Source organism: Piscibacillus halophilus, from assembly GCF_900110685.1.
Lineage (GTDB): Bacteria > Bacillota > Bacilli > Bacillales > Alkalibacillaceae > Piscibacillus > Piscibacillus halophilus.
The window spans coordinates 1-12,451 of the sequence record NZ_FOES01000021.1 but is presented as its reverse complement, the minus strand read 5'-3'; the positions used below and the strand labels follow the sequence as shown (position 1 = coordinate 12,451).

The following is a 12,451-nucleotide window of genomic DNA, read 5'->3' as shown; positions in this document are numbered from 1 at the left end:
CCTAAAAGAAAAATATTAAAACGCTTTCACAAATTATAATAGGTGACATCGTTCTATTTAGCAACACATTATAAACAAAAAATTTTAACATTAAACAAAATCGTTGCATTTTTAAACAATTAACTAAAAATAAAAACGTAAGCTATGATTTATTTAGCTTACGCCATAAAGTCGAACGATTAATCCCTAATCGTTTAGCAGTTTTCGATTGATTAAAATCTTCTTCCTCTAATACCGCTTCAATCACGCGCGACTCGATTTCTTCTAGCGTCCCTTCTAAAACAGGGACTTTCTTATTTTCCGACTTTTTCTTTTCATTTAATAATGCTTTCACTCTAGATGTTTCAATGACATAACCTTTTTCCGAAAGCACTAATGTCTTAATGAACGATTTAAGCTCACGAACATTGTGAGGCCAATTTACTTTTTTCATTTCCTTGATTGCTTCTTCTTTGACTCTAATCGGTTGAGTTCCTAACGTTTGATGGAATTCTGTCATAAATAAAGTCACTAACCCTTTAAAATCTTCATCACGTTGATCTAACGACGGTACATATACTTCGACTAATTGATCGTCATTAATCACTAATTCATTCAACCAATCTGGCCTGGACGAAAGTATGACTCTTATACCTTGATTTATAAGTTGATAAAGATACGTTCTGATTAAATTAAGCTTCTCTGTTGCTGGTTGCTCATCAATGTTTTTAAAATAGATTGTTTTAACATTTGAGCTTAAGATTCGATTCAAATCCGCTGCCTGACAATTTTTAAAGTCAATCACAACTAATAAGCTTGACCCATTCGTTTTGTAATGAATATATTCAGCAAATAAACCTTTACCAGACCCAGGTTCACCATACAACACATACAACTGATGTTGATTAACACTTTGGTCAATCACCTTTAAAGCTTGATTCATCGCTTCACTCTGATGAATCAATTTAGGCTTTTGATTTTCAGCTTGTACACGAATCCCATTTAAACGATTGAAGGCATTTACATTTAAAGAGAAAGTGAAAATGAAATAAGTCTTATTAAAGATCTCATTCTTATAGCCATAAACTTCAATTTCTTGCCCTATATTGACATTCACAAACTCACGAACCGTTCCATGAATTAATACCTGCTCACTAAAATCCTGTAACGTATCATAAGAAATCGGTAAACTTTCAAACGAGGTCCAGACTTCATGAACAATCCCACCGTTTTCATTTACAATGATCAGGTCTTCCTGATGCTCTTTTAAACGTTCAGTTAAAAGCCCAATCCGAGACAAATTATATCGGTGATAAACAAACTGCTGCTTCGCCTTATTAAACGCGCTATAAATCGCTTCACGACCTGACTGAAGAAGAACACCTTCCATCCCATGTCGGTTGGCTTCCTCTACCGTCACGACGTCCCCGAGGATTAATCCATACCCTTCAGCTTTTAATTTAGGTAAAAGCTCCTTAACATCATCCGCTTGTTTGATTGAATAAACATCGATAGGATAATCTAGCACATCCGCGATCGATTGAGCACCCAAGGTAATATTCGTAAAACCAACTAAAGCCTTCTTCTCACTAAAATTTTTTGCCAATGTTAGAATCCGAAGAATATCATAACCCGTTATATTGACGTCAACGACAGGTAATGAGATCGCTTTTCGAATCATTTGAGCCGTTCCCCCACGACTGATAATAATATGATAGCCAGCTAACTCTGCTTGCTTAGCAATCTCAACCCCATCTTGTAAGTTTCCAACTTCTAAATCAATCTCCAAATCTGTTAAATCGGCCTTACACTCTTCCACTAACGGGACCATCGCTTGATAAGGCGCAATAAACATCACTTTAACTTTCATAATCATACCCCTAACACGAACATATGATATCTCAAGGAAAACATAACCTGATGCAAAATGCAATAAATTTAGAAAAACACACCAAAAAGAGCTGCTTGATCTCTAGTAATCAAACAACCCTTCGTTCTTGTCACTTAAATGGATTTTATTAGGATAGAAGTATATAGCGAACGGTAGAATTAATACGAATAACCAACTTATATAACCAGCCGTTAAAAATCTTTGAGTTGGACTTGATATGTACTGTCTCTCACCACAATTCACACATACTCTGCCATTTTTAGACCAACCCGCTAACCAAATCTCTTTTCTAGACCATTGGTGCTGGCAATATGTACAAACTGCCATTCCAATTTAACCCCCTTGTTTATGAATATTTTTCGATGTAAAGTGTAAGTAAGTTTAATTCTAGGAGCGAATATCATGATTTGGTTGAATTTAACTCTTGTCATCGTGATGGTGATAGGTTTCATTTGGTCTGTCTTTGGCTGGAAACGCCGATCAATACTTCATTTATTTTTTGGTGGACTTTTCATTCTCACACCTATCTTTTATTTCTTAGGATGGATGGTGGTTTTACCACTAGTACCAGGAATAGCATTATTCATCTCATACTTCGCAACTGGGAAGTTAAAGCGAGCTTAACTTCCCTTATCTCACTTTGATTGTTGTACTCGTATCAACGCGATATTTAAAATTTATGGTCTCCTCCTCATTAGCGGGTACATCCACATTAAATTCAATCTCATCACTTCTCACCTTATCGTATGCATGGGAAGACTCTACCATTTCCCAATGACGATGGCGTATATGATGAGCTATGTTCATTGGCGCAACCTCACCCTTATTATTTCTAATCTCGTATTGGTACTCGAAATACTCATAGATCCCTTGTTTATAACGATCAATCTGGCGGTTGTCGCAGTTAATGTCAAACGCCTTACCTAAATTCAATTCAACATCGGTATTTATAGACTGATGATTAATCTGATCTTCCCCTACCAACTCAAGACTTCCATCAGCCTCATCCTCACTATAGACTTTCACCTTCCCAGCAGGAAAAGGCATACCTAGATTTTGATCTTCACTATTATAGAACTTCAACATGATATCCGCTTCATTCTCATGATTCTCTAAGCGATAATATCGTTTGAAGGGTACCCCAGTCGCTTCAAACAACGTAATTTGTTTTTCCTGTTGGTTCTTGATCGTGGTCTTTCGTTGTAATGTATAAAGATGAAAATCAGAAAAACTCTTTTCTATAATGGGTGGTGATACATCATATAACACCCCAGGTTCATCAGGTAACCTAATTAAGTCCTCTTCCGTCACACGATTCACATCACCCGCTATAAGCTTTAACCGCACATTTTCAAAATTCGTTCCAGATTCATTATGTAGTAAAAGCCATGCAGTTAAGTCAAACGTATCTCCATTTAAATGAATGACATAATTAGCTTTCCATCTTAATCCACCAGTTGTATAAGTCACATGGACCCCATCAACATCTTTAGGTTCAACTTCCCAGATTAAAGATGGCTTTATAATAAGACCATTTGGTAGCTTTGGTAAAATCAAATTTTCTTCAGGAGGGTTTAAAACAATTTCACCTGTTTCAAGGTGTTCTAACACTAACCCATTTTCTACACTTAACAGGCGATATATGTCTTTCTCTCTTGTCTTAGAATCGAATAACTGTACTTCTTGACCAATATACTTCTTTAACAACTTCTCTTTATTGACCAAATCGTGATCATAGTTAAGCTCCTTAATATTCAATCCATCAACAATAATCGAATCCGTTTCAATCTTTTCCGATACATCCTCAAACCGAACTAAATGCTCTTGATTGTAGCCATCAAATGAACGCTGGTCTTTTACCACTGCGAAGTTTTGGTTGTAAACAGTAATGGCTAAATCCTTAGTATCCTGGCCTTTGGAAATGAACATCCCAGCACCTCCTATTACTTTCCATTTCCATATTGACGTAAGGAATCCTCTTTTTATAAAAAACTTGGAACCTCTTATAAGACTCCAAGATCCTAATTAATTCTTTAGTGCAATTCGACCCTTTTCAAAAAGAGTATTTTAAATAGTATAAAAGAAAACAATAACAGCAACCAATTGGAATACAAAACTCACTTGCATATAAATAAAACCCATTTTGGCATTATCTTTCTTTTTTGCATAGTGTCGACTAACAAGCCAAGCGACACCCGCAAACAATACTAATAGAAGAAATAATATTTTTAGTGGATCCATTTACCCTAACCCCTTTGCAAATTTATAGTATATTCTTATTCGCCTAAGTCACTATATAAAAAAGCTCACTCATCTCTAATATACTTAATCAACTTATACTCTACTGGCTCTTCTAGCAACATATGCATATAAACAACTGGTATTTCTTTTCCGTGCTTATCCAACATACGATCTTGCACAACTGTGGATTGATCTGGTTTTGCTCTACCTAAATAATAAAAATCCTTACCTTCATCGTCATCTTTTTTAATGAATATATGGATATCGAGTCCATTCTCTTCAGCTTGTATGATCTTCTGGACTTCTTTGGATTTTAATGTTCTATTACTACGCGTGTACCATTTGAAAACTTCAGGACTAATTAATTCATCGCCATAATCGATACTAGATTCAACGTCTTCCTTATGGTAGGTCACAAATATTGGACATGTTCCGTGTTTTACTTTATAGCCATAGACTGTGGAGCTTTCATCTTGTTCCCAATTTAAAAGCTTACAAGCATCTTTTCTTGAGTATTTTTCATATAAAGTAAAAGGTTCATCGCAGCGGTACCCTTTTGCCTTCTCTTTTGATGTTTCTAAAATGTCTAATACTAATTTTTTAAAGTACTCATTGTTGTTAATTGAATTCAGTATTCTAGGGTTAAGAGTAACAGTTTGTCCGTTAAATTCTATGATTGAATCGCCACCGTACTTTTTAATATCGTTGCTTTTGAAAAAAGATAAATTATATATACTTTTAACGGATTCTAATGAATCTTGATTTGTCTGACACCCCAGTTCATTAAGTCTATTAATATAAACACTTTCATTTGTCTGTCCGTTTTCTAATACTAGTTCAAGAAGAGCTATTTCATGAAGTCGTTTACCATTAAGCAATTCTTTAGACAACATTGTTAACACTTTAAATTCTTGTATATCTATAGGTGGTAGATCCTTTTCCTTAACCTTTAATAAAAAATCATAGTAGTTATCGTATTTATCAACTATTACCTCTGGATCAATAGAATTGTTCTTCCAAAAGTCAACTAAATAAGGAGTCTTACCTAACTTGTTCTTCAATTGTTGGAACTCGTCTTTTAATATTTTTAGTTGTGATAAGTTTTCATTATTAATAGAGTCATAGATTCTTTTCTTAGCAACCTCTTCAAAGTTAATCGTTGACACACCAGTAATGTAACTTGTATCAACTGTTTTACGCCTTATATTATCCTTGTTTTGCGAACGATCCCCAGAGAGGGCAACCGGAATTAAGTAATTCTTTTTGTAATTACCAATAAAATCTATAATTGTGACAAACTCTTTAGTATCATGCTTTCTCAAACCGCGTCCTAATTGCTGGACAAAGATTATACTCGATTGAGTCTGTCTTAACATGACAACTTGGTTAATACTTGGGATATCTATACCTTCATTAAAAATATCAACCGTTAAAATGTAATCTAACTCTTCATTTTCCAGTTTTTCAACACATTCAAGTCGATATTTTTGTGAATCATCTCCCGTTAGTGCTACCGTTTTTAGACCTCTGTCATTCAACGATTCTGAAAGTCTCTTGGCTTCATCTTTTCTGCTACAAAACATTAAACCTCTAACTTTCTTACCTGAATATCCATAGTAATTTACTTTATCTAGTATGTGATCAACCCGCTCATTAGTTACAAGTTTAGCAAGCTGGGTTGTTTCATCAATTGTTTCACCATTAATTTCAAAATCCGTCACACCAAAATAATGAAATGGACAAAGCATATCCTCTTCCAAAGCTTCTTGTAACCGTATTTCATATGCAATGTTGTAATCAAATAACTCATAAATATTAAAATCATCGGTTCTCTCTGGAGTCGCTGTCATCCCCATCAAAAACTCTGGTTCAAAATAGTCTATGACCTTTTGATAAGACATTGCGCCAGCTTTGTGTACTTCATCAACCAGTATATAGTCAAACGAACCCGGGTCAAGAGAGGTTAAAGTTTCATCTTTAGAAATCGATTGAATCGTGGCAAATAAATATCTAGCATTAAGGTCCTTGCTTGAACCACTTAAGAATCCGTAATCCTCGTCTTTACCACCCAATATTGTTCTAAAGTCCTCTTTGGCCTTCTTTAAAATTTGCTCTCTATGAACAATAAATAGCATTCGCTTTGGCGCATACTTTCTTACATCAAAAGCAGATAAAAACGTTTTCCCAGTTCCTGTTGCTGATACGACTAAGCCTTTATCATGTCCAGCATCTCTTACTGCTTGGATTTCACTTAATGCAGCAACTTGCATTTTATTTGGTTCTATTTCCATGGATTTCTCAATTGAATTAACTTGATAAGCCTCAGGCAACTCTATGACTTTATCAACATACTCTTCTTTGGACATAGGTTGATACTGCTTCTCATAACTTTCAATCCACTTATTTGTTAATGGTTGAGCAGAATTCCATATCTCTTCAAATTGGTTTTTGAAATGATTAATCAAATCACCATTATCATAAGAAGTTAGTTTCACATTCCACTCATGGTTAACCTTCAACGCTTGAGCTGTTAAGTTTGAGCTTCCTATGATCAGTGAGTGATACGAGTTATGCTCGAATATGTACCCTTTCGCATGGAAACCTTCCACATCTGTTAGTCGCACCTCAACATTAGTAACTTTTAATAATTCTTTAAAAACTTTTGGTTGATTAAAGTGTAAAAACGTAGATGTGAGGATTTTTCCATTTATACCTTTTCTTTTAAGGTCCAGCAGCAATGATTTTAGCGTTGCTAAACCACTTTCTGTTATGAATGCAACAGAAAATATAAACGTATTACAGTTCTCTAACTCCTCATGAAACGTAGAAAGAACGCTTTCTTTACTCTTTTGATTATTTATTAATAATTGCGGTTCATATCTATTCGTACTCTTTACATTCCGATCTATAAACCCTTTTCTTAAAGAGCTTTCAATATCTTTAATCAATTCCTCCATTGCAATATCTCCCTCACAAACCTAGTACTTTTCATTTATAAGTTGATCCCGTTCAATTTTCTTTATTGCTGGTATATCTGCAGGTGCCCAGTCCAATTTAGAGAGTTCCTCAGGTTTTAACCATTTAATACTTTCATGTTCTGTTAAAATTGGTTCACCACTAACAAGTTTGCAGTAGTACGTGGTTAAATGGACAATTCCAAAATCATATTCATATACCGTATGTTCAACCTTTTCTCCTATTTCTACTTCACATTTGAATTCTTCATTAATTTCACGAATCAAAGCATCTTGAGGAGACTCATTTTTTTCAATTTTACCACCTGGGAATTCCCACTTTAATGCAAGGGTCGAGTCAATCCCCCTTTGTGCGCATAAAACTTTCCCATCTTTTATAATTACTGCCCCAACCACAAATATGTCTTTTTTCATTTTTATTCCTCCGAACTTAATTAACAGTTAATACCTTTTCTTATTATAACAAAATTTGAATATTAAGATAAAATTTCCATATAGGAATTGATTTTACCGCTCCCTACCCAAATTATGTTAAAATAATGTCAACTTATGTTAGAAGGTGACGTTTATGGCACAAACCGTACCAGAGGCGATTAAGCGGACAGCCACGGCTGGTGAGCGTCTATTATTTCATACATTAAAAAATTACTTACCAGACGACTATCTGGTTTACTATGAACCTGAGATTCACGGCAGACGACCTGACTTTGTCATTATAGGCCCTGATCTTGGGTTAATTGTGCTTGAAGTTAAGGACTGGACGATAGGAACGATTGTCCAGGCGACGAAAGACGAATGGACTATATTTGGTAAAAATCAGCAACAAGCTTTCGAGAAAAACCCATATAAAAAAGCAGAAGAATTCACTTTCCATATTATGAATTTCTTAAAACAAGATACGAATCTTATCCAAACTGAAGGCCGCAATATGCATAAGCTAAAATTTCCTTGTGGGTATGGGGCTGTTTTTACACGACTACATACGACTGATATGACAAAGCATTCTTTATACAACGTGATCAGCCCTCAGTTCTGTTTAGCCCGTAATGAAATTGACCCTGACAACGAAGATTTTTCTGAAGAAGTGTTAATTGAGAAGATTATTAATATGTTTAAAATTCCATTCAGGTTGCGTGAACCTTTGAGTAACGCTGACATTAATGCCATTAGAGGCAACCTACTCCCTGAGGTAAGGATTAGTGCTGACTATCGGGAACCTGTACCACACCAAGACCAAATTCTACTTTCAATGCACAACCTTAAAACGATGGATATTCACCAAGAGAATTACGCGAAGAATATTGGGGATAAAAATAGACTTATCCGTGGTGTCGCTGGTAGTGGTAAAACCCTCATACTTGCAACCCGCGCAGTCTTATTAGCAAGAGAAAACCCTGACTGGAATATCTTAGTTCTATGTTACAACATTTCACTCTCAAGATACCTTCAACAGTTGATCGATATTAAAGTCAAGGAAGTGCAACAAGAAGGTGAGCAAGCTTCTCTGTTTGAACCAGACGAAGAACAGACACCTGAAGGTAAAATTGACGTTTATAACTTTCACTCTTTACTTAAAAACAAGCTTAAGGTTATTGAACAACAACTACCGAATCTAATTGAAACATTAAAGTCTAATAATCAACTAATTGAAAAGTACGACGCTGTCTTAATTGATGAAGGGCAGGACTTTAAACAAGAATGGCTTCAGCTTGTGAGTTATCTCTTGAACCCTAGTACTCAATCCTTATTATTAGTAGAGGACCGAGCCCAGGAGATCTATAAACGAAAACGCACTTATGTTCAAGACACCGGACTTAACTTTCAAGGTCGATCTAAAATCTTGTCGATTAACTATCGTAACACTCAACAAATTGTTCGATTCGCATGGGAATTTTACCAAAGAAACTCTACGTTAAAAGACAAAGTCGTCGAACAAGGGTTTGAAGGTGAGATCATAGCACCAAAGGCCACACCGAGAAAAGGTCCTGAACCATTCATCTATAAAACTAATAACTTTAAAGACGAAATGCAGAAAGTTTCACAAATCATTAAGAAGTTACACGAGAAAGAAAAGGTCCCTTACGACGAAATGGTCATCTTATACCGCGTTAAAAGGCTATCATCTAAGGATTACATTGGGACCATCCAACACACTTTAAAACAACAAGACATTCCACATTACTGGATCAGCGAAAATCCAGAATCTAAACGTAATTACGTCAAAAACGACCAGCAAGTCAAAATTAGCACCATTGAATCCAGTAAAGGACTAGACTTCCAAGCTGTGTTCATCGTCAATGTAGATAACATGCCATTCTTTTTGGAAGAAGATGAGAACAGAGAGGCTTCATTGTTGTACATTGCTATGACTAGAGCCCATAAATACCTGTCGTTGAGTTATTCTGGCGAATCAAAGTTTACGGAGTATTTGGATGAGATAAAAGGTGAGTTGAAAAAGGAGAAAAGGGATAGTGTGTGAGGAGAGATTAAATGCCAATCTATAACAAACTAGTTAGAGATAAAATCCCTGAAATTATTGCAAAACAAGGATTAAATCATGACACACGAATTCTAAATGACCAAGAGTACGAGAAAGAACTTAAGAAAAAGCTAACCGAAGAAGTGAACGAATATTTCGAGAGCGAGGATAACAGTGAATCTCTAGAGAACTAGCAGATGTGTTAGAAATTATTCACTCGCTCTCTCAAATACACGGCGGATCAATTGATAAAGTTGAAGGTATTAGAAAACAAAAGGCGATTGAGCGTGGTAGATTTAAAGATAAAGTATACTTAATCGAAGTTAAAGATTCGTAACCATAAAACAATGACTCCAAAAAAGCTTTTGGAGTCATATTATTTGTTATTCAATAGTTCAATTTGTTTAACCCATGCGTAAAAGTTATCACGATTCCTATCGAACCATTGATTACATAATATTAGTTTTCTCTCGTTTATATTATAAGGTTTAGAGTAGTACCTAGAATTCCCTTTGATTATTCTACGATTATTGACTGCTTCACCATTTTCTATTTCACGGAAAAATTCGTAGTTTATACCGAAAACGTCTTTAGAATACTTTAGATCTTTGAGATTATCAATCTCTTCATCCGTTAATAGACCTTGCATTATTAATTCATCGAGCTTACGCCTAACAAAGTTCCCAACTTTTTCCTCATTACCATCATTAAGTTCATTCTCTAAGCTTACATCATTTTTTTGTCCAAACAAATTGTACAACTGCATACTTCTCATGAATAACTCTGATGTATCAGAAATTGAATTTTGATGATCTAATACTTTATTGAATACTTCTTCCTCAAAGTCATTGTTTATTATTAATGAGAATTCATAAGAGAGATTTAGTGTAGCAAAAAAGTCATTTAATTCTTCTATACAAGGAATCAATAACTGATAAGTTGCTTTATGAACCTTTGGTGAAGCAAAGATGATATTAGCTTTACTTACATTAAAGAAACCATATATAATCATAGCACTTCTTACTAACTTCTTTAATACTCGAGCAACAGTCTTCTCTTTAGATCCATATTGTAAACCATTCTCATGAAAAGCAACATCTATTCCATATATATTTTGAATGCCATCTTTTATTTCAGTCCCTATAGCATCAAGCTCACCTTGTTGAATTAACTGTAAATAAGAGCTATTTTTCTTAAACAAGTCCAAGTTATATTTTTCTGTGAAAATAAGGTCTGTTTCTTTCATTATGTATTCTAATGCTTTCTCATTACTTAACTCCCATGTGTTAATCGATGGCTTCCAATTTAATTGCACTAGCTGACAGTTCTTTTCATGTCTTAACCATGAGAGCATTATTGATTCTCCAATATCTACCTTCATTACTAACCCCCTTAATATTTACGAGAATACTCACCCTTTATTAGGCACCCAAATCTCGTCAAATCCATTTTTTATTGAATAATCATATAGCAAAATAATCTTTTTATCTTTGTAGTTTTGAAGCACTTCTTGTTGTGATTCTTGAACTTTATTTTTAAGTTCTTCGTTACGATCTATGATTAAGTTTAAATAACCTCGCTCAGGTAGCTTATCCCGTTTTGTGTTATTACAACTTCTGCAAGAAAGGACTAAATTCCAAATTTGATCTGATTGTACAAAGGACCACGGTATGAAGTGGTCCACTTCAGTTTGACTATTCTCTTTGGATAAATCTTTGCCACAATAGAAACAACTTGACTCGAAGTAATGTAATAAGATTTCCTCAAACGGTTTAAGTGAACTCCTTTTCGCAACCGTTTCGACTTTACCCAATAAATAATTAATATTAGGTACTTCATTTAGTTCTTCTATCATCTTAGCCATATGATAGTTTGTTAGATTAACCAACAAGAGTTGATATTTCATCATAAATTGATGAACTGATGGTTTTAACTTGAAATATTCCTGCTTATGATCAAACGCATAGAACTGTCCATCCGTGTCACCATACAAAGCTCCAAAAACATTAGTTTTCATAACGGACTTAACCTTAGATACAATTTTCAACTGCAGTTCAGAGTTTAATTTATCAAACCTAAATTCACTAGGGATATTATATCTTTTTTGTATATCTAAGATATCGGAGACAGCTTTTGCATTACGATCTCCCCTATTTTGCTTTACTAGATCATGATGAACGACTAAGTTCCAGTACACCTTTGTGAATCCATAAGCTAATTGATCATAGGTTAATTCATAATGGTCGTTCACTTGGTAAAGGTTTTCAATGATCGATTTTACTAGAGCATATTTGTAGGTAGATGATTTAGCAGACTTAGTGGAAAGTACCATAGTAAATATCCGCCATATTTCTTCATCTGTTAAATAATCTTCTTTTAGTTCTCCTACTTTTAATTTATGGCTCATAACATACACCTTCAACAATTTAATTAATCTATTAATAAATACCTAATTATTTATATGGTATCATTTGTAAGTTGTTATTAATATAAAAAATTCCTTTAATATTACCATCATTTTAGAAAAAACCTCCCCTCAACATATAGTCTTTTCTCCTCAATCAAGTTATACTAAGGTACCGTCAATAAGTTTGTGTAAAAAAGTAGGGTGATCCGGTGGAGGGTTATTTCCCCTCCTCGCTTTCGGTCTGAGATCCATAACGTTCCTCAAACATGGCGTGCAGTTCAGGGCTTGCTTCTTTGAACCCACGGAGTTTGCGCGTAGACCATTTGGTGTTGCATTCATCTGAAACCATATAAATCACCTTCTCCACGGCTTCTTCGGAGGGAAGGCTGTTCATCGTTTTCAGACGTTTCTTGAACTCCTTCATGGTGCGCTCGATGATGTTTGTCGTGTAAATCATCGGACGAATAGAGGAAGGGTAG

The 12,451-nt window shown here is 34.9% G+C and carries 11 protein-coding genes and 1 pseudogene; 3 read left to right on the top strand and 9 right to left on the bottom strand.

Annotated features, from left to right (window positions below):
- Window positions 1–142: 142 nt before the first annotated feature.
- Both BMY57_RS09960 and BMY57_RS09955 read right to left on the bottom strand, forming a co-directional pair.
- The gene (locus tag BMY57_RS09960) at window positions 143–1,849 is read right to left on the bottom strand and encodes a sigma-54-dependent transcriptional regulator (RefSeq protein WP_177176366.1); all 1,707 of its coding nucleotides are present in this window, start codon (window positions 1,847–1,849) and stop codon (window positions 143–145) included.
- A 102-nt stretch (window positions 1,850–1,951) separates the two neighbouring features.
- The gene (locus BMY57_RS09955) at window positions 1,952–2,197 is read right to left on the bottom strand and encodes a hypothetical protein (RefSeq protein WP_091773878.1); all 246 of its coding nucleotides are present in this window, start codon (window positions 2,195–2,197) and stop codon (window positions 1,952–1,954) included.
- Between the two features lie 75 nt (window positions 2,198–2,272).
- On the opposite strand from BMY57_RS09955, the gene BMY57_RS09950 reads away from it, so the two are divergent.
- Complete coding sequence (locus tag BMY57_RS09950; RefSeq protein WP_091773876.1) at window positions 2,273–2,494, top strand: hypothetical protein; 222 nt, start codon at window positions 2,273–2,275, stop codon at window positions 2,492–2,494.
- A gap of 6 nt (window positions 2,495–2,500) precedes the next feature.
- On the opposite strand, the gene BMY57_RS09945 is transcribed toward BMY57_RS09950, so the two are convergent.
- From BMY57_RS09945 to BMY57_RS09935, 4 genes are all read right to left on the bottom strand, one after another.
- A complete protein-coding gene (locus BMY57_RS09945) occupies window positions 2,501–3,799 on the bottom strand; it encodes a DUF4139 domain-containing protein (protein WP_091773874.1) in 1,299 nt (432 codons plus the stop codon).
- Between the two features lie 138 nt (window positions 3,800–3,937).
- Entirely contained in the window at window positions 3,938–4,111 is a 174-nt protein-coding gene (locus BMY57_RS16110) for a hypothetical protein (RefSeq protein WP_177176365.1), read from the bottom strand.
- A gap of 65 nt (window positions 4,112–4,176) precedes the next feature.
- Window positions 4,177–7,068: a DEAD/DEAH box helicase gene (locus BMY57_RS09940; RefSeq protein WP_091773872.1), complete on the bottom strand. Its 2,892-nt coding sequence runs from the start codon at window positions 7,066–7,068 to the stop codon at window positions 4,177–4,179.
- 21 nt (window positions 7,069–7,089) lie between these two features.
- Window positions 7,090–7,500, bottom strand: a complete 411-nt coding sequence (locus BMY57_RS09935; RefSeq protein ID WP_091773870.1) for a (deoxy)nucleoside triphosphate pyrophosphohydrolase — start codon at window positions 7,498–7,500, stop codon at window positions 7,090–7,092.
- Between the two features lie 154 nt (window positions 7,501–7,654).
- On the opposite strand from BMY57_RS09935, the gene BMY57_RS09930 reads away from it, so the two are divergent.
- Together BMY57_RS09930 and BMY57_RS09925 are read left to right on the top strand one after the other, a co-directional pair.
- Window positions 7,655–9,565, top strand: coding sequence for a 3'-5' exonuclease (locus BMY57_RS09930; RefSeq protein WP_091773869.1), 1,911 nt, complete (start codon window positions 7,655–7,657; stop codon window positions 9,563–9,565).
- Between the two features lie 11 nt (window positions 9,566–9,576).
- A pseudogene (locus BMY57_RS09925) lies at window positions 9,577–9,902 on the top strand (nucleoside triphosphate pyrophosphohydrolase).
- Between the two features lie 39 nt (window positions 9,903–9,941).
- Here the strand turns inward: BMY57_RS09925 and BMY57_RS16105 are convergent.
- The 3 genes from BMY57_RS16105 to BMY57_RS09910 all read right to left on the bottom strand — a co-directional run.
- Window positions 9,942–10,946 (bottom strand): hypothetical protein, encoded by a 1,005-nt coding sequence (locus tag BMY57_RS16105; protein WP_091773867.1) that lies wholly within the window; start codon window positions 10,944–10,946, stop codon window positions 9,942–9,944.
- 30 nt (window positions 10,947–10,976) lie between these two features.
- Window positions 10,977–11,972 (bottom strand): HNH endonuclease signature motif containing protein, encoded by a 996-nt coding sequence (locus BMY57_RS09915; RefSeq protein ID WP_091773865.1) that lies wholly within the window; start codon window positions 11,970–11,972, stop codon window positions 10,977–10,979.
- 217 nt (window positions 11,973–12,189) lie between these two features.
- Window positions 12,190–12,451, bottom strand: a 262-nt coding sequence (locus BMY57_RS09910; RefSeq protein ID WP_143063820.1) for a transposase, incomplete at its 5' end; no start/stop codon positions are given.